At 59.3% G+C, this 22,926-nt stretch carries 19 protein-coding genes; 9 read left to right on the forward strand and 10 right to left on the reverse strand.

The genetic code is table 11. The annotated features are described in order from the left end of the window. A complete protein-coding gene (locus tag AKL27_RS00260) occupies positions 1 to 687 on the reverse strand; it encodes an amino acid ABC transporter permease (protein WP_050460798.1) in 687 nt (228 codons plus the stop codon). Positions 688 to 808: 121 nt separating this feature from the next. Continuing rightward, on the reverse strand, positions 809 to 1,642 hold the full coding sequence (locus tag AKL27_RS00265; RefSeq protein ID WP_050460576.1) for a transporter substrate-binding domain-containing protein: 834 nt from the start codon (positions 1,640 to 1,642) through the stop codon (positions 809 to 811). A gap of 290 nt (positions 1,643 to 1,932) precedes the next feature. Here AKL27_RS00265 and AKL27_RS00270 point away from each other — a divergent pair, with 290 nt between their 5' ends. Together AKL27_RS00270 and rmuC are read left to right on the forward strand one after the other, a co-directional pair. Beyond that, positions 1,933 to 2,808, forward strand: a complete 876-nt coding sequence (locus AKL27_RS00270) for a LysR substrate-binding domain-containing protein (RefSeq protein WP_269749164.1) — start codon at positions 1,933 to 1,935, stop codon at positions 2,806 to 2,808. Positions 2,809 to 3,280: 472 nt separating this feature from the next. Then, positions 3,281 to 4,768: a DNA recombination protein RmuC gene (gene rmuC / locus AKL27_RS00275; protein ID WP_050460578.1), complete on the forward strand. Its 1,488-nt coding sequence runs from the start codon at positions 3,281 to 3,283 to the stop codon at positions 4,766 to 4,768. On the opposite strand, the gene AKL27_RS00280 is transcribed toward rmuC, so the two are convergent. The 6 genes from AKL27_RS00280 to AKL27_RS00305 form a co-directional block, all read right to left on the reverse strand. Beyond that, positions 4,765 to 6,180, reverse strand: a complete 1,416-nt coding sequence (locus AKL27_RS00280) for a coniferyl aldehyde dehydrogenase (RefSeq protein ID WP_050460579.1) — start codon at positions 6,178 to 6,180, stop codon at positions 4,765 to 4,767. The two genes, rmuC and AKL27_RS00280, sit on opposite strands and share 4 nt — an antisense overlap. A 7-nt stretch (positions 6,181 to 6,187) precedes the next feature. Further along, positions 6,188 to 7,474 (reverse strand): molybdopterin molybdotransferase MoeA, encoded by a 1,287-nt coding sequence (gene moeA, locus AKL27_RS00285; protein ID WP_050460580.1) that lies wholly within the window; start codon positions 7,472 to 7,474, stop codon positions 6,188 to 6,190. Next, positions 7,471 to 8,085, reverse strand: a complete 615-nt coding sequence (gene mobA / locus AKL27_RS00290; RefSeq protein ID WP_050460581.1) for a molybdenum cofactor guanylyltransferase MobA — start codon at positions 8,083 to 8,085, stop codon at positions 7,471 to 7,473. Before mobA ends, moeA begins: the two co-directional genes overlap by 4 nt. Further along, entirely contained in the window at positions 8,085 to 9,194 is a 1,110-nt protein-coding gene (moaA, locus tag AKL27_RS00295; protein ID WP_050460582.1) for a GTP 3',8-cyclase MoaA, read from the reverse strand. The genes mobA and moaA overlap by 1 nt, the downstream gene beginning before the upstream one ends. Then, positions 9,191 to 10,540, reverse strand: coding sequence for a chromate efflux transporter (chrA, locus tag AKL27_RS00300; RefSeq protein ID WP_050460583.1), 1,350 nt, complete (start codon positions 10,538 to 10,540; stop codon positions 9,191 to 9,193). The genes moaA and chrA overlap by 4 nt, the downstream gene beginning before the upstream one ends. A gap of 227 nt (positions 10,541 to 10,767) precedes the next feature. Continuing rightward, a complete protein-coding gene (locus AKL27_RS00305) occupies positions 10,768 to 13,719 on the reverse strand; it encodes an Rne/Rng family ribonuclease (protein WP_050460584.1) in 2,952 nt (983 codons plus the stop codon). A gap of 687 nt (positions 13,720 to 14,406) precedes the next feature. Here AKL27_RS00305 and AKL27_RS00310 point away from each other — a divergent pair. The 5 genes from AKL27_RS00310 (at position 14,407) to AKL27_RS00330 (ending at position 18,481) form a co-directional block, all read left to right on the forward strand. Continuing rightward, the gene (locus AKL27_RS00310; RefSeq protein ID WP_050460585.1) at positions 14,407 to 15,435 is read left to right on the forward strand and encodes an RluA family pseudouridine synthase; all 1,029 of its coding nucleotides are present in this window, start codon (positions 14,407 to 14,409) and stop codon (positions 15,433 to 15,435) included. A gap of 68 nt (positions 15,436 to 15,503) precedes the next feature. Further along, positions 15,504 to 16,163: an HAD-IA family hydrolase gene (locus AKL27_RS00315; RefSeq protein WP_050460586.1), complete on the forward strand. Its 660-nt coding sequence runs from the start codon at positions 15,504 to 15,506 to the stop codon at positions 16,161 to 16,163. A 10-nt stretch (positions 16,164 to 16,173) separates the two neighbouring features. Continuing rightward, on the forward strand, positions 16,174 to 16,557 hold the full coding sequence (locus AKL27_RS00320; RefSeq protein ID WP_050460587.1) for a Rieske (2Fe-2S) protein: 384 nt from the start codon (positions 16,174 to 16,176) through the stop codon (positions 16,555 to 16,557). Positions 16,558 to 16,622: 65 nt separating this feature from the next. Beyond that, entirely contained in the window at positions 16,623 to 17,621 is a 999-nt protein-coding gene (locus tag AKL27_RS00325) for a S49 family peptidase (RefSeq protein ID WP_050460588.1), read from the forward strand. 89 nt (positions 17,622 to 17,710) lie between these two features. Beyond that, on the forward strand, positions 17,711 to 18,481 hold the full coding sequence (locus tag AKL27_RS00330) for an alpha/beta hydrolase (protein WP_198155839.1): 771 nt from the start codon (positions 17,711 to 17,713) through the stop codon (positions 18,479 to 18,481). Between the two features lie 18 nt (positions 18,482 to 18,499). Here AKL27_RS00330 and AKL27_RS00335 read toward each other — a convergent pair whose 3' ends face one another. Beyond that, positions 18,500 to 19,252, reverse strand: a complete 753-nt coding sequence (locus AKL27_RS00335) for an SAM-dependent methyltransferase (protein ID WP_050460799.1) — start codon at positions 19,250 to 19,252, stop codon at positions 18,500 to 18,502. 275 nt (positions 19,253 to 19,527) lie between these two features. Between AKL27_RS00335 and AKL27_RS00340 the strand changes: the two genes are divergently transcribed. Then, positions 19,528 to 20,985 (forward strand): Ppx/GppA phosphatase family protein, encoded by a 1,458-nt coding sequence (locus AKL27_RS00340; RefSeq protein WP_050460590.1) that lies wholly within the window; start codon positions 19,528 to 19,530, stop codon positions 20,983 to 20,985. Between the two features lie 3 nt (positions 20,986 to 20,988). Here the strand turns inward: AKL27_RS00340 and AKL27_RS00345 are convergent, their stop codons facing one another. Continuing rightward, positions 20,989 to 21,810 carry a nucleotidyltransferase domain-containing protein gene (locus AKL27_RS00345; RefSeq protein WP_050460591.1) on the reverse strand — a complete coding sequence of 274 codons (822 nt, stop codon included), beginning with the start codon at positions 21,808 to 21,810 and terminating at the stop codon, positions 20,989 to 20,991. Between the two features lie 139 nt (positions 21,811 to 21,949). On the opposite strand from AKL27_RS00345, the gene AKL27_RS00350 reads away from it, so the two are divergent. Continuing rightward, positions 21,950 to 22,861 (forward strand): LysR family transcriptional regulator, encoded by a 912-nt coding sequence (locus AKL27_RS00350; RefSeq protein WP_050460592.1) that lies wholly within the window; start codon positions 21,950 to 21,952, stop codon positions 22,859 to 22,861. Positions 22,862 to 22,926: the final 65 nt, after the last annotated feature.

The raw sequence follows: 22,926 nt of genomic DNA on the forward strand, positions 1-22,926 counted from the left end.
TCAAGCTTTCCTGGTGTTGTGCTTGCTGAAATGATCAGCCATCAGCATCAGGGAAATCGTGCCGATCAGATACAGCACCGTGGCCACCAGGAAGATGTCGAAGGTGCGGAAGGTGGCGTTGTCGATCTGCTTGGTACGAAACAACAGTTCATGCACGCCGATGGCCATGGCCAGACTGCTGTTCTTGAACAGGATCAGGGTCTGGTTGAGCAGCGAGGGAATGGCAATGCGGATGGCTTGCGGCAAGATCACGTAGCGATAGCGCTGCAGGAAATTGAGACCGATCGAGCAAGCCGCTTCTTCCTGCGTGCGGGGTATGGCGCGCAGCCCGGAACGCAGATCTTCGGAAATGAAGGCGGCGGAATTCATCGCCAGTGCAATCACCGCGAAGATGAATTCGGTATTGCCGCTGTTGACCATGATGCGCAATGGTTCCGGCAAGGCTTGTGGCACCCCGAAGTACCAGATCAGGATCTGGACCAGAATCGGGACATTGCGGTGATACTCGACAAAGCCGGCCACCAGCAGTTTGAGCGCGCGGATGCCGGACGCGCGCATGATGACCAGGATCACGCCGGTCGCCAGCGCCAGCAGCGCCGACACGGCAAACAACTGCAGCGTCGTGAGTACGCCATCCCGGAGCAGGCCGAGGTAACCGTCTTCGGCCAGGAAGGATAAATCAAACATGGTCAGAATTTCCTGCAAAATGTTGCTGCAATCATTGCCAGAATAGTGGTCGTGTCAGTCGCGGCGAGGAACCGGCTGATCCCGCAACGGGATCCGCAGCTGCCAGCCGGTCGCCTCGTGTTTAGCCTGGATTGATGGCTTCAACCTTGTAGTCGCGCGTCATCTTGTAGCTGGAATTGGTGCCGAGCCATTTATCAAAGCTGACTTGCAGCTCGCCCGATTTTTCATAGGCTTGCAGGATCTGGTTGATCGCGGCCATCAGTGCCGGTTCGTTTTTGTTGATAGTGACGCCGACCCGTTCTTCGAAAATCGACGACGGCAAGAGCCGGTATTGTTCGCCGCCTTTTTGTTCGGCCTCACGCATGAAACGGGTCAGGATCAACTGGCCGGCCACCAGGCCATCGACCTTGCCTTGTTGCAGCGCCAGGAAGCCGGATGAAATGTCATGGAACGTCAGCATGCGCGAGTTGGGCAGCTTGGTGGCGCCGACCGCAGCGGAGCTGGAGCCTTCGCTGGCAGAGATTTTCTTGCCGGTCAGATCGGCGACGGTTTTGATTGGCGAACTGTCGCGCACCAGCACCTTGATCGGCGCCACGAAATACTGGTAACTGAAGTCGACCTGACTGGCGCGTGCCGGCATGTATGCCATGGCAGCGGCGAGGACGTCGACGCGGCGGGTCTTCAGTTCGGGAATGCGGGCATCGGTAGAGACTGGCTTGTGCTGCAGTTTGACGCCCAGGCCTTTGGCCAGTGCATTGCAGATATCGACATCGAAGCCGACGATCTGGCGGGTGTTGGCATCCGGGAAGGCATACGGTTCGCTGGCATTCTGGGTGCCGCAATTGAGACTGCCGCGGGCCTTGATGTCGGCCAGCTGATCGGCGTGCGCCATGACGCCGACGGTGCTCAACAACAGCGCGCATGCGGCGTGGCTAATTAATGCAGACTTCTTCATGGTGGTGTCCCTGTATAAAATTTACGCAAAAAACAAATTCAACGAATCGATATTTCCCGAATATTGCCAGGCGTTCTTTCTGCAATCCAGGGCTTCAGACTATCCAAGAATGACGGCATGAACAATTTAATTCTGCGCGTTAAAATATAAGAAACGTTTATGTTTTAATGTCACTATAGTGGTGCAAAATGCGGTTTTTATAGCGATTCATGCAATTTAACGCACCATTTTGTGCAGTGCGGCTAATTTGTTTTCAACAGGAATGAAAGGCTTGGATGCGAAATCTGGACATGGAGTTATTGCGTACATTTGTAGCAATTTCCGAATTTTCATCGTTTGCCGCCGCCGCTGATCAGGTGCATCGGACGCAGTCGGCGGTGACCCAGCAAATGCAGCGTCTGGAGGCGCAACTGGGCTTTGCCGTGTTCCAGAAAACCGGGCGCAGCAAGCAGTTGACGGCGCAGGGCAGCAAGTTGCTGGAGTATGCAATCCGGATTCTGGCGCTCAATGATGAGGCGCTGGGCATGCTGGATATGGATGACGTCAAGGGCTCGCTGCGCATCGGTGCGCCCAATGACATTGCGGAAACAGTGTTGCCTTCGCTGCTGGCGCGGTTTGCAAAAATCTATCCGCATTTGCGCATGGAAATCCATGTCGGCCGCAGCCCCTTTTTGATGCAGGCATTGCGCCGCGGCGAGATAGATCTGACCTTGTCGACGCGCAAGAGTGATGCCCATCCGGGATTTATTTTGCGTACATCGCCGACGGTCTGGTTATGTGCAACAGACTATGTCCACAATCCGGCCAACCCGATCAAGCTGGTGGTGGCGGATGAACCCAGTCTGTTTCGCGAAATTGCATTGCAGTCGCTCAAGGAAGCCGGGATTGCCTATCACATCAGCTATGTGGCGCCGTCGCTGGTCGGGATCAAGGCGGCGTTGCGGGCCGGTCTGGGCATCACGGCGCGCAGTATTGAAATGATCAGTCCGGAATTTCGCGTACTGGGAGAATCGGAAGGTTTTCCGCGCTTGCCGGATGTGAATTTCTTTCTGTATCTGCGCGATGAACAGGTCGGTACGATTGCCAAGATCGTGTTCGATACCTTGAGCAAAAGCAGTCATGATCACGGGCGCGCATTGTCTTCATCGCTGGCCGTTGCCAGTTGACCTGGCTGATCGCCGTTGCGATGTCCGCCCGCGGTTATTTGCTGCAATGCAATGGATCGGGGCGGAACTGGATATGGTCGAAAACGGAGTGCATTCATGAACAGAAGGAAACCGGATGCGGGCGATATGCATATCCTCTCAAGGCGTTCTCCCGATGAGCGGAATTGCAGATTCAGCGGGCATGGAAGCGGCGGCGTCTTTACAAAAACAACCAAAAACAATATCCTCCGGGCGCTCGCTGCAGGACTGGCTGCGATGGGGTTATAGTGGCGCGGGTAATGCAGCGGCCTGTGGCAGCGGCCTGTGCCCGGCCAGTCACGGCCGGGCCTCTGTATTTCCGGGATCGGCGTTATCCGCATGGGCAGTGGCTGAGGCAGGCGATGCCGCTGAGCTTGCATGGTGGTCAGCAGGCAGGGTCGGGCCGGTGCGGAAACAGATCAGACAAACAGCATAAATGCATGGAAACAAGTCAATGGAAATAACCCTGATGCAATGGATAGTGGCCGGCATGCTGGCGCTGGTGGTGGTATTGCAAATCGTGATCTTGCTGCGCGGTGCGCATGCAGCGGTACCGGAATTCGACATCGATACGCCGCTGGCCGGGCTGAAACAGGAGTTGCAGCGCCATCAGCAGGATTTGTCGGAGCGCAGCGAACGCGAATTGCGCTTGCAGATGCAAAGCAATGCACAAGGTGCGCGGCAAGAAATCAGCAGCAACTTCGGCCAGTTGCAACAAACGCTGGCGGCGCAGATGACCAGTGTGGCCACCTTGCAGAACAATCAGATCGACAGCTTTGCCCAACAACTGGTCAAGCTCAATGCGACCAATGCCCAGCAGTTGGACGGCATGCGGCAAGCGATGAATTTGCAGGCGCAGAGCAATCGTGAAGAACAGGGGGCATCGCTCCAGCGTTTCGGCGATACGCTCAATCAGACGCTGGCAGCGCTGACCGAATCCAATGCGCAGCGCATGGCCGAAGTACGCACCACGCTGGAGGCGCGCATCAAGGATTTGCAAACCGATAACGGGGCGCGACTGGAAGAGATGCGCAAGACCGTCGATGAAAAGTTGCATGCGACGCTGGAGCAGCGTCTCGGCGAATCTTTCAAGCTGGTATCGGACCGGCTGGAAAAAGTGCATCAAGGCCTCGGCGAAATGCAGCAACTGGCAATAGGCGTCGGTGATCTCAAGCGGGTGCTGACCAATGTCAAAACCCGTGGCACCTGGGGTGAGGTGCAGCTGGAAATGTTGCTGGAGCAAATGCTGACGCCCGAGCAATACGCCAAGAATGTGGAAACCGTCCCCGGCAGCGGTGAACGGGTCGAGTTCGCGATCAAGCTGCCAGGCACTGAAGACGGTGCGACGCCGGTGTGGATGCCGATTGATGCCAAGTTCCCGAAAGAGCAGTACGAACGTCTGGCCGAAGCTGCCGAACGCGCCGATGCCGATGGCGTTGCTGCCGCCGGCAAGGAATTGGAGCGGGCGATTCGCAATGAAGCCAAAACCATTGCAGAAAAATATCTGTCGCCACCGCTGACCACCGATTTCGCCATCCTGTTTTTGCCGACTGAAGGCTTGTATGCCGAGGTGATACGGCGTCCCGGCTTGTCGGATGAATTGCAACGCACGCATCGGATCAGCATTGCTGGTCCGTCGACCTTGTCGGCCTTGCTCAACAGTTTGCAGATGGGTTTCCGCACGCTGGCGCTGGAAAAGCGCTCGTCGGAAGTGTGGCAGGTGCTGGGGGCGGTCAAGACCGAGTTCGGCAAGTTCGGCGATGTGTTGGCGGCGACCAAAAATACGTTGGAGCGCGCCGCCAAGAATATCGAACAGGCCGAAACCCGCAGCCGGCAAATGGCGCGCAAATTGAAGTCGGTGGAAGCCTTGCCGAGCGAGGCGGCGCAGAAATTGCTCGGTGCCGATGTGCCGGATATCAGCGATGAAGCAGATACGGTTTAGCGTATCAGCAGCTTCATCAAGGCCTTGAACACGCGGCCGTAAGGTGGCAAAAACCAGCGCATCGGATTGAGCCGGCGCTGGCGAAATACCGGTTTCATATGCGACAAGCTGCGGAAACCGAATTCACCGTGATAAGCACCCATGCCGGAAGCACCGATGCCGCCGAACGGCAAATCATTTTGCGCAATGTGCAGCAACGTGTCGTTGATGCTGACGCCGCCGGCCACGGTATGCTGCAACACCTGATCGATGCGTTCCTGATCGCGTTCGAATACATACAGCGCCAACGGTCGCGGCCGCGCATTGATCATGGCAATCGCTTCATCGAGGCGGTCATAGCTGATCAACGGCAACAGCGGTCCGAAAATTTCTTCTTGCATGATGCGTGCCGTGGCCGGTATCGAGGTCAGTATCAGCGGTGGCAGGCAACGGCTGCCGGCATCGGCGGCCTGCGTGGCCAGCGGCGTGACGCTGGCACCTTGCGCCAGTGCATCGTCCAGCAAGGCTTGCAAGCGCGCAAAGTGACGCGGGTTGATGATGCTCGTGTAGTCGCTGTTGTTCTGTCGTGTTGCGTGGTTGAGCGCCGGATAGCACTGCGCCACGAACTTGCGTGCCGCCGTGATGAATTGCGCTTCCTGCCCGCGCGGCAGCAAGACGTAATCGGGGGCGATGCAGGTTTGGCCGGCATTGAGCAATTTGCCGCTCATGATGCGCGTTACCGCTGATTCGACATCGGCGCCGGGGCCGATGATGGCGGGTGACTTGCCGCCGAGTTCCAGCGTCACCGGCACCAGATTGTCGCTGGCGGCGCGCATGACGGCGCGGCCGGTGGCGGTGGAACCGGTGAACAGCAAGTGATCGAACGGCAAAGCGCAAAAGGCACGGGCGACCTCGGCGTCGCCATTGATCACGGTCACTTCATCGGGGGCCAGCGTGCTGTGCATCCATTGCGCCAGCAACGCGCCGAATGCCGGTGAATCCTCCGACAGCTTGAGCATGGCCAGATTGCCGGCGGCGAGCGCGCAGACCAACGGCGCGATGCTGAGCAGCAAGGGGTAATTCCACGGCACCACGATGCCGATCACGCCCAGGGGCTGCGGCAGCAATTGATTGCGGGCCGGTTGATACCAGAAAGAGGTGGCGCGCCGCTGCGGTTGCATCCAGCGCTGGCCGTGCGCCAGCGCATGGTCGATGGCTTGCAGGCAAGGAACGATTTCCAGCAGCTCGGTTTCATGCACTGAACGCTGACCGAAATCCTGCCCGATGGCAGCGGCAATCGCATGGCGCTGCGCCAGCAGCATGCTGCGCAAGGCTTGCAGCCGTTGCCTGCGCAGCGGCCACGGGGTTGTCAGTGTCGCGCGCGAGCGCGCATGCAGCGCCTGAAAACTCTCGTTGAGCGCGCTGGTCGTCATGACCGGCTCAGACCAGACCGTCGAACAACACGACCTGTACCAGATCGCCGCTGGCGACATTACCTTGGTCATCGTTGAGCACGACAATGCAATTGGCATCCGACATCGACCGCAAGATACCCGAGCCTTGTTCGCCGGTCAGGCGCACACGCCAGATGCCGTCGTCGTCAGCGCTGAGGATACCGCGCTGATATTCGGTACGGCCCGGGCGCTTGCGAATCGCCGAGCGCGAGACCACCTGCAGCCGCGGCAACGGCGCCTGTTCGGCCCCCATCATGTGCAGCAAGGCGTCGCGCACGATGAAGTAAAAGCTGATCATGACCGCCACCGGATTGCCGGGCAAGCCAAACAGATAGGCTTCCTTGTCGCCCGAGGCGATGCGCCCGAATGCCATCGGCCGGCCCGGACGCATGCCGATTTTCCAGAACGACATATCACCCAGTTGCTGCATGATCTGTTTGGTGTAATCGGCAGCCCCGACCGACACGCCGCCCGACGTGATCACGGCATCGGCATCTTCGGCCGCACGGCGGAATGCGGCTTCGAGTGCCGCCGGATCGTCATTGATGACGCCCATGTCGAGCATTTCGCAGCCGAGCCGCTTGAGCATGCCGTACAAGGTATAGCGGTTGGAGTCATAGACGCAGCCGGGTGTCAGCACTTCGCCGACCGAGCGCAATTCATCGCCGGTGGAAAAGAAGGCCACGCGCAGGCGCCGTTGCACCGCGACTTCCGCCACGCCGAGCGAAGCCAGCATGCCGATATCGGCAGGGCGCAGAATCTTGCCGCGCCGCAGGGCGGTCTGGCCGGTGCGCAAATCTTCGCCGGCACGACGCCGGTTGTCGCCGGTCTTGACGGCACCGGCGGGAATCGTGACAGCGCCGTCGGTGGCAGCGTGCGTCAATTCCTGCGGGATCACGGTATCGCAACCGTCCGGCATCACGGCACCGGTCATGATGCGCACACAGGTGCCGGCGCTGACGTTGTGTGCATAGTGCTGGCCGGCGTGAATGGTGGCGACCACCGGCAGCGTGCGTTCGCCGCTGGCGGGCAAGTCGTCGCCGCGCAAGGCATAGCCATCCATGGCCGAGTTGTCGTTGGCCGGGACGTTGATGCCGGACACGATATCCTGCGCCAGCACGCGGTCGAGGGCACTGCGGATCGCCAGTTTTTCGAACGTGGCAAGCGGCGGCACGAAGTCGTTGATGACTTGTCTGGCCTGGGTCACGCTCATGGCGTCCGGATCGTATCCGGACAGGCAACTGATGATGTCGGACAGGTTGGTGCGGGTCATTGCGTATCGGATTCCAGTTGATGCAACTCTTGCAGGGTATTGATATTGCAAAACGCCTGTTCGTCTGGGAAACAGACTTCTGCCGCCGGTACATTGGCAAACCAGCGATCCATTTTACGTTCGCCGGCCTGCAGATAGTGCGTCAGTTGCGGCAGCAGGCTGGTGTGCAGCAAACAAAACACCGGATGCCGGCGCGGCTGTGCCGGATCGCCGCTGACGGCGATGGCGGCATGCGGTGTCGCCGGCGTCAGTCCCGCACGCAGACGGTCGGCCAGATCCAGCGGCAAGAATGGCGAGTCGCATGGCACGGCCAACAACCATGGTGTCTGGCAGTGCGTCAGCGCCGCTTGCAATCCGGCCAGCGGCCCCGGGAAATCCGGTTCCAGATCGGTCCACAACGGCAGGCCGAAGCGCGCGTATTGTTCCGGATTGCGGTTGGCGCTGATGGCCAGTGACCCGACCTGTGCCTGCAGCCGGCGTATCGCATGCGCTACCAGCGGTTCGCCATGTAACTGTTGCAAACCTTTGTCGACCGCACCCATGCGCGTGCCGCGACCGCCGGCGAGGATCAGGCCGGTAATCTGCTGGAGGGCGGGTACCGGGTTTGCCATCAGCCGCCGATATACGACATTTCGACCTTGCGTTGCGTGCTGCTGGTCGGTTTTGCGGCGCTGCGCAGTTCAGAGTAGCGGTCACCGCGCTGGCGCCACAGCAGCGCAATCGCGGACGAAATCTCGGCATCGCTGCGGGCATCGCGCAACAGCGCGCGCAAATCATGACCGTCGGTGCCGAACAGGCAGGTGTAAATCTTGCCTTCGGTGGACAGCCGGGCGCGACTGCAATCGCCGCAAAAGGCGCGCGTGACGCTGGAAATGACGCCGATCTCGCCGCTGCCATCAACATAGCGCCAGCGCTGCGCGGTTTCGCCGGCATAGTTGGCATCCACCGGTTGCAGCGGCAAGACGGCATTGATGCGCCGGATCACTTCTGCCGATGGCACCACTTCATCCATGCGCCAGCCGTTGGAGCTGCCGACATCCATGTATTCGATGAAGCGCAAGATGTAAGGCGTGTCCTTGAAGTGCCGCGCCATGCTCAGGACTTCGTGATCGTTGAGCCCTTTCTTGACCACCATGTTGATCTTGATCGGACCGAGTCCGACCTGATGTGCGGCTTCGATGCCGCGCAATACCTGTGCGACCGCGAAGTCGACATCGTTCATGCGCTTGAAGTTGGCATCGTCGAGCGCATCCAGCGACACGGTGACGCGATTGAGGCCGGCATCCTTGAGCGCCTGCGCCTTTTGCGCCAGCAAGGCGCCATTGGTGGTCAGTGTCAGATCCAGTTCGCGGCCGTCCGGCGTGCGCAGTTCGCGCAGCATGGCAATCAGCCGCTCCAGATGTTTGCGCAACAGCGGCTCGCCGCCGGTCAGACGGATTTTTTCGACGCCATGCGCTACGAACAGGGATGCCAGCCGCGCAATTTCTTCGAAGCTCAGCAGCGAGGCGTGCGGCAGGAAACTGTAATTCTTGTCGAATACTTCCTTCGGCATGCAATAGACGCAGCGGAAGTTGCAGCGGTCAGTGACGGAAATGCGCAGGTCATGCAAAGGCCGCGCCAGACTGTCGGCAAGCATGCCGGTCGGCGTTTCGAGTAAGGCAGGGACTGTCGCCCCGACGACCTGGCGTTGGTCGAGAATGGAGATGATGCGCGTGTTCATGGTGACAGATAAGATAGCACGAGGCCGCATAATGCACAGCCGAGAATCAGTTTTATCGTTCCCGTACGGAAACGAAATACGGCGATGCAGGCCAGCGCGGTAATGGCAATGGCGACCCGGTCCCAGCGCGCCGGTGACAGATCGAGCCGGAACACGTGGTAAGCAAAAAACAATGCCAGGCTGATGATGACGCCGACCACCGCCGCCGTGATCGCATTCAGCGGTGCGGTCAGCCGCACATCGTTGCGGGTGGCTTCGATCAGCGGGCCGCCGGCGAAGATGAAAATGAACGAGGGCAGGAAGGTAAACCAGGTGGCGACACAAGCGCCGGCGACACCGGCCAGCAGCAATTGCCCGGTGCCGAACAATTCCGTGGTCCAGCCGCCGACAAAGCCGACAAATGCGACGATCATGATCAGCGGTCCGGGCGTGGTTTCGCCGAGCGCCAGACCATCGATCATTTGGGTCGGCAGCAACCAGTGATAGGTCTCGACCGCACCCTGATAGACATACGGCAGCACCGCATAGGCGCCGCCGAAGGTGAGCATGGCGGCCTTGGTAAAGAACCAGCCCATTTGCGCCAGCGGACTGTGGCTGCCGAACACTGCCGCCAGCGCGGCCCATACCAGCGCCCCGAGCGCGATACCGGTGATGGCGGTACGCACCAGCCGCGACCATGAAAAACGGGCGTGCCCGGGCGTCGGCGTATCGTCGTCGATCAAGGCCAGACCATTGGCGGCACTGGTGGCTGCATGCTGTGCTGCGGAAGCGGAAAATTGCGCCGGTCGCCAGCGTGCGCCGAGGATGCCGATCGCAGCCGCACTCAAGACGATCAGCGGGAATGGCACGCCGGCCACGGTAATGGCCAGCAGGGCAGCGGCCGCAATCAATATCAAGGCGGTGCTTTTCAGGGCGCGCTGACCGATGCGCCAGGCGGCACCGAGCACGATGGCGACAATCGCCGGCTTGATGCCATACAAGATGCCGGCCACTGCCGGTACGCTGCCGAAGGCCAGATAAATCCAGCTCAGCGCGATCAGAATCAATAATGACGGCAGTACGAACAGGGTGCCAGCGATGACGCCGCCAATGCCGCGGTGCATGAGCCAGCCGATGTATACCGCCAATTGGGTGGCTTCCGGACCCGGCAACACCATGCAATAGTTGAGCGCATGCAGAAAGCGCTGCTCGGAAATCCAGCGTCGCTTTTCCACCAGTTCCGTATGCATCAGGGCAATCTGGCCCGCCGGGCCGCCAAAACTGATGAAGCCGAGCTTGCACCAATAGCGGCTGGCCTCGGCAAGCGAGACAGCGGCAGGGCGTTGATGCAGGGGCACAGGTGTCATGGCGATATGGCTGGACGAGAAATGACGGGAAACGGGACGCTTGGGAGCATCCTCCTGGCTATCTTAGGGGATTGCGCCGCTGGTGGCGCAATACAGGTAGCTGCTGATGACAGTATTACAGACAAATGTCGGGACAAAAATGCGGACAACAAAAAAGGGAGTTTTCACTCCCTTTTTTGCTGGTTCATGCGACAGCCGCTTGCGCGGCATCGCATGAGGTCCGTCGGTCAACGACGCGTTTCGACTTGCTGCAGCGGTTCGTTCGACTGTTGCTGAGCCGGTTTGCGTTCACGCGGTACGCGTGGCGCAACGACGATCTGGGCGGCGGCTTCCTGGGCTGCACGCAGCTTTTCAGGATCGGTGCCGGCCAGTGTCAGTCCGGCTGAGGCCAGCATGTCTTGCAACGCTGCCGAAGTCTTGGCGGCCGGTGCGGTAGCAACCGGTGTCGCGACAGGGGCCGGCGCTGGCACTGGGGTCGGCGCAGCTTCCGGCAACAGACTGATCTGTTGTGGTTGCGCTGCTGGTGCCGGAGCAACGTCGACTGCCGGCGCTGCGGTTTCTGTCACTGCCGGTGCACTTGCTTCCACTTCCGCTGCCGGTGCTGCCACGACTTCTGCCACCGGGGCAGGAGCAACTGCGGGAGCAGGAGCAACTTCAGGTGTCACCTCGGCAGCAATAACCGGAGCAACAGCCTCAGCAACGACTGGTGTAACTTCAGCGGCCGGTGTTTCGGCAACGGTTGCGGTTGTCACGCTGGCAACTGATTCCGTTGCGGCCGGGGCGACAACTGCTGGTGCTGCTGGCTGAGTCGATTCCACGGCGTCGGCGGCGACTGCTTCTGTCGAGGCGTTGTCTGCCTGTTCCAGGCCTTCGCCATCTTCACCGTTGGCACCGTTTTCACCTGGTTCGCGTTCACGACGGTTGCGGTTGCGACCACCGCGACGGCGACGGCGGCGTGGTTCGCTGCCATCTTCGTTGCCGGCTTCAACCGGGTTGCCGCTGACTTGCGCGACTTCACCGTCAGCCGCTGGTGCGCTGATGACACCGGCTGCCAGTGCTGCTTCCAGTGGCAATGCTTCTTCCGGCTTGAGGTTTTCCTTGCGCTCTTCACGCGGGGCGCGTGGCGGACGTGGCTCGCGCGGCTCGTTGCGACGTGCTTCGCGGGCTTCGTTGCTTTCGCGCGGTTCACGGCTTTCGCGTGGCTCGCGTGGTTCGCGATTGTTGTCACGTGGTTCACGTGGTTCGCGCGCTTCCTTCGGTTCGCGTGGCGGACGCGGCGGGCGTGCCGGCTTGCCTTCGGTGGCTTCCGGCTTGCCGGACTCGTCACGGGCCTGACGCGGTGTGTCATCACGTTCGCCGTTGCGGCCATTGCGACCGTTACGGTTGCGCGGGCCGCGACCATTGCGGTCACCGTGCTCGCGTTTCTGCGGCGACTTGGCTTCCACCGGGGCGACGGCCGGAGCCGGTTCCACGGTTTTCTTGCGGAAGAAACTCCAGATCTTGCCCAGCAGGCCGGCTTCAGGTGCCAGGGTCGGCAGTGGTTCCGGTGCTTTGCGTTCCACGATCGGGGCAGGCTGATCAGGGGTGATGCCCTTGACCACGGCTTCCTGACGCGGCTTGACGTCTTCTTTCTGACGCTTGCTGTAACCGATATCGGTTTCTGCCGTTTCGGCCATGGCGTAGCTGGCCTGGGCATCGTCGAGGCGCGGATCGTCGTGCTTGATCCGTTCCATCTTGTAATGCGGGGTTTCCAGATGCTTGTTCGGGATCATGATGATCGTGACGCGATGACGCGTTTCGATCTTCAGGATTTCACCGCGCTTTTCATTGAGCAGGAAGGCGGCGACATCCACCGGCGCCTGCACGTGAATGGCGGCCGAGTTTTCTTTCATTGCTTCTTCCTGGATGATGCGCAGGACTTGCAATGCCGACGATTCCGTATCGCGGATGTGACCGGTGCCGTTGCAGCGCGGGCAGGTCACGTGGCTGCCTTCGGACAGCGACGGACGCAGACGCTGACGCGACAGCTCCATCAGGCCGAAGCGCGAAATTTTGCCCATTTGTACACGGGCACGATCATGATGCAGTGCATCCTTCAGACGCGATTCGACTTCGCGCTGATTCTTGGTGTTCTCCATGTCGATGAAGTCGATCACGATCAGACCGCCCAGATCGCGCAGACGCAATTGGCGGGCTACTTCATCGGCAGCTTCGAGATTGGTGTAGAACGCGGTGGTTTCGATGTCACTGCCGCGGGTGGCGCGGGCCGAGTTGACGTCGACCGAAACCAGTGCTTCGGTGTGATCGATCACGATGGCGCCGCCGGATGGCAGCGGTACGGTACGCGAGTAGGCGGTTTCGATCTGGTGTTCGATCTGGAAACGCGAGAACAGCGGCACGTCGTCGTGGTAGCGCTTGACCCGGTGCACCATGTCCGGCATCACGTGCGCCATGAACTGCTGGGCTTGCTCGTGGATGTCGTCGGTGTCGATCAGGATTTCGCCGATGTCAGGCTGGAAGTAATCGCGGATGGCGCGGATCACCAGTGACGATTCCTGATAAATCAGGAACGCGCCGGAACCGGACTGGCCGGCGCCTTCGATGGCGCGCCAGAGTTGCATGAGGTAATTCAGATCCCACTGCAGTTCATCGACATTGCGACCGATGCCGGCAGTGCGGGCAATCACCGACATGCCGCCCGGCAAGTCGAGTTTGTCCATGGTTTCGCGCAGTTCCTGGCGATCTTCGCCTTCGACCCGGCGCGATACGCCGCCGCCGCGCGGATTGTTTGGCATCAGGACCAGATAACGGCCGGCCAGCGAAATGAAGGAGGTCAGTGCCGCGCCCTTGTTGCCGCGCTCTTCCTTTTCCACCTGGACGATGATTTCCTGGCCTTCGCGCAGCGCTTCCTTGATGGAAGCATTGCGGACATCGATGCCTTCCTTGAAGTAGGTGCGGGCAACTTCCTTGAATGGCAGGAAGCCGTGACGTTCTTCGCCGTAGTTGACGAAGCAGGCTTCGAGCGATGGCTCGATGCGGGTAATCACGCCTTTGTAGATATTCGACTTGCGCTGTTCGCGTCCGGTCGCTTCGATGTCGATATCGATCAGTTTCTGACCGTCGACGATGGCTACGCGCAATTCTTCTTGCTGCGTAGCATTGAACAACATACGTTTCATGTTTTCACTCCGAGGCCCGAAGGCCATCTTCAGTGCCGCTCTTTCTAATTGAAAAGCGTCACAAGTACAGGGATGTACGCGGGAACGAAGTGATTGGGGGAGGGAATTGCCTTACTGTGGGGAGCGCTGCCTGACAGCGCTCATGCACAAGGGGGCGCGGATGTTGTCAACCGGAAAGCCGGGTAGCTCCGTATCCGCACATGTCGTTCCGCAAACGGCGGTCACGATGGCTGCGGACGGTAAGCCAGGTTGTTGAGCCAAACGAAGTATTATTCTAAAGGTTGGCAAATCGGCAATCGGGTTCTACAGCATCAACCGGCAAGCTTATCAACGAGCTTGCCAGACTTTTATCCTGATAATCCAAACAATTCTATTCGACATCCAAGTGCGTTATCCGATTGCAACTACGGTGCAAACTAGACTCGCGCAGGGGTGTTGCGTACACGTTTTTTTGGGTCCCCTCAAATCGTGCGCGGTGCAATTTTTGGCGGTCGACACGTGGCGTACTGCGTACGATGTGCATCAACTGCCGGGATTGGCACCGCGTATTGCGATTTTTAGTGTTCCCCTCCATCTAATTTGCAAATTAGCGAGGCTGACGGAGACGCCTCTGTGTAGAATGGTCTTTTTAATTCTTACACTATGTCGCCGGTTTTCTGACCAGCGTCGAGCGATTATATATTCAAAATGAAGGACTTAGCGAGATTTTCTGGGAAGGCGCCTGAAAAGGCCCCGAGTGCCGCGCCGGCCCAATCGACATCAGGTTCACCGCAAGTCCAGATGGTTACGATTTCGGAAGAAGAAGCCGGTCAGCGCATCGACAACTTCCTGCTGCGGGTATGCAAAGGCGTGCCAAAAAGCCATGTTTACCGGATCCTGCGATCCGGTGAGGTGCGCGTCAACAAGGGCCGCATCGATCAGACCTACCGGCTTGAAGCCGGTGACGTGCTGCGCATTCCGCCGGTGCGGATCGCCGAACGGCAGGCACCGGCCGCGCCCGGTGCCGAATTCAAGATATTGCTCGAAGACAGCTGTCTGCTGGTCATCGACAAGCCGGCGGGCGTTGCCGTGCATGGCGGGTCCGGTGTCAGCTATGGCGTGATCGAGCAATTGCGGGCGTCGCGCCCGGATGCCAGGTTCCTGGAGCTGGTACACCGGCTGGACCGGGATACTTCCGGGGTGTTGCTGCTGGCCAAGAAGCGTTCGGCGCTGACCAACCTGCATGAACAGATGCGTGACGGCGTCACCGACAAGCGCTATCTGACCCTGATTCACGGCGACTGGCAAAATGCGCGGCAACATATCAAGTTGCCGCTGCATAAATACAGTACTGCCGACGGCGAACGCCGGGTGCGGGTACAGGACGACGGCCAGGCCGCGCATACGGTGTTTTCGCTGCTGCGTCGCTATGGCGAATATGCCTTGCTGGAAGCGGAACTGAAAACCGGTCGCACGCATCAGATCCGGGTCCACTTGTCGGCCAGCGGGTTTCCGATTGTCGGCGACGACAAATATGGTGATTTCACGCTCAACAAGGCGTTGCAAAAGGCGGAAGGCGAGCGCATCGCCTTCAAGCGCATGTTTTTGCATGCCCAGCAGATCACCTTCACCCACCCCGACAGTGGCAAGAGCGTGACGCTCAAGGCGGCGTTGCCGCCGGAATGTCAGCGTTTTTTGCAAAGTCTGGAAAAAGTGTCGGCGGCGCAGGGTCAGTAACCCACGGTTGTCTGAATTGCACTGATAATGCCGGTAATCAATACCGGCATATTTTATAAAAGAGAAACATGGCAAGAAAACAATTCGACTTCATTGTCTTCGACTGGGATGGCACGCTGATGGACAGCACGTCCACCATTGTCCGCTGCATCCAGGCGGCAGCCCGTGATCTGGGACTGCCGATTCCCGATAAAAGTGCGGCGTCCTATGTGATCGGCCTGGGCTTGCAGGATGCCTTGCAGGCTGCGATCCCCGATGTCGATCCGAAATACTATCCGCGCATCGTTGAACGTTATCGTCATCACTATCTCGGGCAAGACAAGGATCTGACCTTGTTTGATGGCGTGCCGGCGATGCTCGATGATTTGAAGCAACAAGGCTATTTCCTGGCGGTGGCGACCGGCAAGAGCCGGGTCGGGCTCAACCGGGCGCTCAACAGCACCGGTTTGCTGTCCCGCTTCGACGCCACGCGTTGTGCCGATGAAACGTTTTCCAAGCCGCATCCGGCCATGTTGCAGGAATTGACGCGGGAACTGGGACAAGACCTGTCGCGGACCCTGATGATCGGAGATACTACGCACGATTTGCAGATGGCGATCAATGCCGGCGCCGGCGGCGTCGGCGTCGAATTCGGCGCCCATCCGGCCGAACAGTTGCGCGCGCTCAATCCGCTGTATTGCGCGGCGTCGATCCGCGATCTGCATCAATGGCTCAACGATAACGCTTAGGAGCACGAACATGGGCGACGCCGCAATTCCTGTCAGCATTCCTGTCTGCAATTCAGGCGACATCGCCGAAGGCGGCAAGGGCAAGCGTTTTGCAGTGTCGATTCATGGCGCGGATGCGTCCGGTTTTGTGATCCGCTACGGCGGTCAGGTGTACGGCTATCTGAATCGCTGCGCCCATGTGCCGGTCGAACTGGACTGGGCCGAAGGCGAGTTCTTCGAGTCCAGCGGGCTGTACCTGATGTGCGCCACCCATGGCGCGGTCTATGCACCCGATACCGGCCGGTGCGAAGGCGGTCCGTGTACCGGCGCGCGTTTGCGCAAGATTGAAGCGTTTGAAAAAGAGGGTCATATTTTCTGGTCGCCGGACGATTATGTGCGGCCGGCACCGGACTAGAAGAATCAGCAGCACTGCGACCGGGGCAGCGACGACACCGGTATTAACTGTAGAGTGAAAACCAAATGAGCAACCTTGAAAATCAAGATCCACAGCCGCCAAAAGCGGCCGAGCCGGTAGCCGCGGAACCGCGCGGCTGGGAACGTGATGTGCTGGAAAAACTGGCACTGTTTGCGGTAAAGGAGCAGCGTGCACGGCGTCGCTGGAGCATCTTTTTCAAGATTGCCGGTCTGGTGGTATTTGCCTTTGTGATCTGGTCGGCATTCAATTACACCAAGTCCGAAAGCGAACCGGTCGGGACCCATACCGCGCTGATCGAAATCAACGGCACCATCGAAGCCGAAGGTCGCGGTTCTGCCGGTGCCGTGATTCCGGCGCTCGACAAGGCCTTCGCTGCCGCCGATTCGGTCGGTGTGATCCTCAAGATCAACAGCCCCGGCGGCAGCCCCGTGCAGGCCGGCATGATCAATGACGAAATCACCCGTCTGCGCAAGGAATATCCGAAAAAACCGATCTATGTCGTGGTCGAGGAAATGTGCGCATCGGGTGGTTATTACATCGCGGTCGCGGCTGACAAGATTTACGTCAACAAGGCCAGCATCATCGGCTCGATCGGGGTGCTGATGGATGGCTTCGGTTTCACCGGTCTGATGGACAAGGTCGGCGTCGAACGGCGTTTGCTGACGGCAGGTGAGAACAAGGGTTTCCTGGATCCGTTCAGCCCGCAAAATCCGAAGCAAAAAGAATACGCATTGCAAATGCTGGGTGAAATTCATCAGCAATTCATTGACGTCGTCCGCAAAGGTCGCGGCGAACGCCTGAAAGAAACGCCGGATACATTCTCCGGTTTGTTCTGGCCCGGTTCCAAGGCGGTTGAGATGGGTCTGGCCGATGGCTTCGGCACGGTCGACAGCGTTGCCCGCGATGTGCTCAAGGCCGAAGATCTGGTTGACTACACCCAGACCGAAGGCTTGCCGGAACGTGTGCTGAAGAAATTCGGCGTGGCGGTCGGCAGCGGCGTGGCCAAATCGATGCTCAACAGCAACGTGCTGCAATTGCGCTGATCGCAGATTGATCGGATTGGTGGCGCCGGCCGCTTGGCGGCCAGTGCCGGCGGGGAGGGAATATGCGTTTGCAACGGATACTGCTGTTGATGACGTTCTGGCTCTGCGCCGCAGTTCAGGCGCAAATACGTGAACAAGTCGTAGACATCCCGACCCGCGACGGCGTTATGCAACGCTTCATTTATCTGACGCCGCCGCAACCGGTGGCGACCGTGATCCTGTTTGCCGGCGGTCAGGGCGGTTTGCAGATTTTTCCCAATGGCAGCATGGGGCGCGGCGAGGGTAATTTCCTGGTGCGTGCGCGTCGCTTGTTTGCCGACAGCGGTCTGGCGGTAGCAGTCGTCGATGCCCCTTCAGACCATCAGACGCCACCGTTTCTCGGTGGCTTTCGTCAAACTCCCGAACATGTGCGCGACATTCAGGCCGTGATGGCCTGGTTGCGGACGCAGGCGGCCATTCCGTTGTGGCTGGTCGGCACCAGCCGTGGCACGCAGTCGGCAGCGTTCATTGCCACCCGGTTGCCAGTTGATAAAGGTGGTCCCGACGGTCTGGTGCTGACCTCGACCATTTTGCGCGACAACAGTGGTCGCGCCGTGCCGCAGATGGAATTGCAGGATATTCGCATTCCGGTGCTGGTAGTGCATCACGAACAAGATGGCTGCAAGTTGTGTCCGTTCGGCGAGGTGCCGGCCTTGCTGAACAAACTGGGCGCGGCTGCGCGCAAGGAAGTTATCAGCTTCAGCGGCGGCCTGAATCAGGGCGATCCTTGCGAAGCCAAGGCCTATCACGGTTATAACGGGATTGAGCCGGCCGTGGTGAAAAGCATTGCCGACTGGATCAAGGCCGTTCCCAAGTCTTGATCCGGTGCGCGCCGAGGTTCAGCCGGCCAGCAACAGAAATACGCTGGGCTTCTTGTGAAAATCAGGCGCTTTGCCAGCGGCAATCTCGCTCTTCCATTTGGCAGCGCTTTGCGTCTTGACCGCTTCACTGGGCAGGGTCAGGTCGGTCGCCACGCAGATCAGTGTGCCGGGCTGGCAGGTGTTGCTCAAGGCTTCCAGCATGGCGCCGTTGCGATACGGTGTTTCGATTAGCAACTGGGTCTGCTTTTCTTGTCGCGAACGATCTTCCAATGCCTTGATGCGCTTCATGCGTTGCGCCGCATCGGTCGGCAGATAACCATTGAAGGCAAAGCTCTGTCCATTCAGGCCGCTGCTCATGATGGCCAGCAGCAGCGAGGAGGGGCCGACCAGCGGCCGCACCTGAATGCCGTGTTGATGCGCCAGACGCACCAGATTGGCGCCCGGATCGGCCACCGCCGGCACCCCGGCCTCTGAAATCAGCCCGGCATCAAAACCTGCCAGCAGCGGGGCCAGCAAGCCTGGCAGTGCGGCGGCATCGGTATTCACATTCAATTCGCTGATGTTGATTTCCTGCAATGGCCGGGCCAGCGGATGGGTAGTGTTGATCAGCTTCAGAAACGCGCGCGTGGTCTTGGCGTTTTCGGCAATGAAGTACTCCAGCCGCGCGGCCTGCGCCTGTACGGCGGCGGGCAGGATGGCCGTCAGCGTTTCAGGGGTGGTGCTGTCGGCCGGGCCGAGCGTGTTGGGGACAAGATAAAGAATACCTGGCATGGCGAAATAGATAAAATAGGGACTGGCGCCATTATCGGTGATAAATGCGGCGGCATTGCGCCTGTTTTGCACCCCGGACAATGTCTGATAACGGTCTGGAAAGCAGTTTGTAGTATGGATGTCATCAAACTGTCATGCCAGAGGATTATTGTGACGTTGTGAAGACACGGAAAAGCGTAAATAATTTGCGTATTTCGACGCTGGCTGCTTGTGCGCCGCGTGTCGCGCGCAGGTATCGTTGCGTTGCCCTGTTATACCCCATCGAGAGGGATTGAATGTTTGCAGCAGTAGATCTGGGTTCCAATAGTTTTCGTTTGCATGTCGGCAAACACGAAGGTGATGCGATTCGCGTCATCAAAAGTGCGCGCGACCCCATCCGTCTGGCTGCCGGGCTGGACAAGAATGGCAATTTGAGCGAGCAGGCAATTGCCACTGCCGTCGAATCGCTGGGCCGCTTTCGCGCCATCTTGCGCGATTACCATCTGGATGCGGTACGCGTGGTGGCGACCAATACCTTGCGCGTGGCCAAGAACGCACAGGCATTTTTACCGGCGGCGGAACGCGCCATCGGTTATCCGGTGGAAATCATTTCCGGTGAAGAAGAAGGGCGTCTGATCTATATGGGCGTGGCCGGCGCGCTGGCCTTGCCCGATGAAGAACGGCTGGTGATCGACATCGGCGGCGGTTCATCGGAAGTGATTCTGGGACGCGGCAGCGACATCCGCCGGGTCGAGTCGTTCGGCATTGGCACCGTCAATCAAAGTCTGGCTTTCTTCGGTGATGGTCGTATCGACGCCGCGTCCTTCGAGCGCGCGATCCTGTCGGCGCGTTCGCATGTGGAAGATGGCGCCATTCCATTTGGCGCCGGCAACTGGACCAGCGCTTACGGTTCTTCCGGTACCATGCGCGCGATTGCCGAAACCATTGCGCGCAATCGCATGGGCGATGGCCGGGTAACGCCGCAGAGCGTGGAAGAATTGAAGCAGCGACTGATCGCTTTCGGTCACGTCAGCCGCATTGAACTGGCGGGCATGAAGCCGGACCGGGCGGCCGTGATCATGGGGGGGCTGGCAGTGCTGATCGGCTTGATGCAAGAATTGAATATTGAAGTCATCAGTCCGGTGGAAGCCGGGTTGCGGCTGGGCGTGATGTGGGACTTGCAATTGCGCGCCACCCAGCGCGACCGTCGCGAGCAATCGGTTGATGATTACAGTCGCCGGGTACATATCGACAGCTTGCGCGCGCGCCAGGTGGCCGATACCGCATTGGGATTTTTCCAATTGCTGCGACCGGCCAATCAAGCCTATGCGCAATATCTGAACTGGAGCGCGCTGCTGCATGAAGCCGGTCTGATCGTGTCGCAAAGCAGCTATCACAAGCATTCCTCGTATCTGATTGCGAATGCCGACTTACCCGGTTTTACCACGCGCGAACAGCGCGTGATGAGCGCCATGATTCTGGGGCAGAAGGGCAACTTGCGCAAAATCGGCGAAGCCCTGACCGATGCCGACTTTGCCAAGGCGGTGCTGGCGTTGCGGCTGGCAGTGATGTTCATGCACTCGCACATTACGCTCGATCTGGACCAGATTCGGGTCAAGATGAAAAGCCGTATCGAACTCGAAATCAAGCGCGACTGGATCAGCCATCACCCGACCGTGTCTTACTGGATGCAGAAGGAACAGGAGTGGTGGAGCGCGGCTGGTGTCGAGTTCACCATTCGCATCAACGGCTAAGCATCAGCGGCTGATCGCATCCCGGGTGTGGATGGCGCTTGCTTCCTGCGTCATCCAGTCGGAAAAACTGTGCAGTCGCCGGATGAACCCGGCGACTGCCGCATCCGGATTTTTCGCCTGTCTCAGGAAGAAATCGATCTCGGTTTTCAAGTGCGGGTAAGTCCCGGCAAATTGCAGCGCATATTCTTCCAATTCCTGCGGCCAGCCACGATCGTCATCGGTACGCAGCACATTGGTGGAGCGGATCAGTTTTCTGGATGCTTCCCGCTGCAGTCGCCGGATTGTCGCCAGTGCAGTGGTCTCGCCGGTCTCACTGATATCAGCGAGTCGTTCGGCATAGTTGTCGAGTGCCGCCGCGAAGTCGCCATTCACTGCCAGCGCAATCGCGCGCGATGGCTGCAAGCGTTCAAAGCGGGTCGACAGATCATTGCCCCACAAACAGCGGCAATGATGCTTCAGCCAATAGCCCCAACTGAACCGGTGCGCCGGCAACAGTACCCCGGCACGACTGCCGATATCAAAGTCGATCTTCACTACTTCCGGATGTCGTTGCTCCAGCGCCTGTCGTATGGTGTCGAGTTGTTCCTTGTCGGCTGACAAGGGCGGATGGTGCAGCACCAGGCTCAGATCCAGATCGGATTGTCCCGCGCGGGCCTTGCCGCTGGCAATGCTGCCGTAGAGGTAGATGCCGTCCAGCAGATCTGCTGCCTGCGCACTGAGCGTGTTGCAGGCATCGTCAATCAATGCGGCAAATTCAGGTTGAGCCGGCGCCTGCGGCGGCAGCAGGATGAAACCATCGGCATCGACTCCATCAGGCGTTGGCATAAAGAAGCGGGTTATCCGGGGAAAACCGTCACTGTAGCAGCTTGATCCCGGTTTGCCAGGGCTGATGCCGGTTCCGGCAATTGCCAATCTCGTCTAGTATGTGCATAAAAGTCATTCCAGAAAATACGGAGATGCTGCAATGCGACGAAAAATTCCCTCGACCCAGGCCATGGCGGTGTTTGAATCGGCTGCCCGGCACCAGAGTTTTACCAAGGCGGCCGAGGAAATGGCGGTAACCCAAAGCGCGGTGTGCCGGCAGATCGGCGGTCTGGAAGAGTTTCTCGGCCTGAAGCTGTTCCGTCGTACACGGCGTGGCGTGACGCTGACCGATGTCGGTCTCGGTTACAGCAAGCAAGTCAGCCTGCGGCTCGATGAAATCGAACGCGATGCACTGCAAGTGATGTCTGCCAATGGCCACGGTGAAACACTGGAGCTGGGCGTCATGCCGACCTTTGCCACCAAGTGGCTGTTGCCGCGGCTGCAATCGTTTCTCGATGCGCATCCGGGCGTGACAGTCAATCTGACGCCTCGGGTGCGGCCCTTTCTGTTCGATGAAACCCGGCTGGACGCCACGCTGTATGCCGGCGTCGCCAGTTGGCCCGGCACCGAAGGCATCTTCCTGATGCGCGAAAGCATGGTAGCGGTCGGCAGTCCGCAACTGATCGCGCCGCGCAAGACGGTTTCGGCCACGCAACTGTTGCGCCAGACTTTGCTGCAACAAACCACGCGCCCCTATGTCTGGCGGCAGTGGCTGGCGTCGCAGGGAATACAGGCCGAGAATGACCTGGTGGGACCGCAATTCGAATTGTTTTCGATGCTGACCGAAGCCGCCATTCTTGGCATGGGGGTGGCCCTGATCCCGCGCTTTTTGATTGAAGATGAATTGCGGCGCGGCTTGCTGACGGTGCTGGTGGAGCATGAATACCTGAGCGCGCAATCGTATTACCTGATTTATCCGGAGGGCAAGTCCGAGCGGCCGTTGCTGCGTGCGTTTCAACGCTGGTTGCAAGCGCAGGCCGACACCTGTGGCACACCGTCCGCGCCGGGCTGATATCAACAAGTGCGTTTTTCGCACAGATCAATGCAAACAAGTCGTTTGTTTGCTTTCGTACTAGT

Origin of the sequence: Herbaspirillum autotrophicum (assembly GCF_001189915.1) — a bacterium.
Taxonomy (GTDB): domain Bacteria; phylum Pseudomonadota; class Gammaproteobacteria; order Burkholderiales; family Burkholderiaceae_D; genus Herbaspirillum; species Herbaspirillum autotrophicum.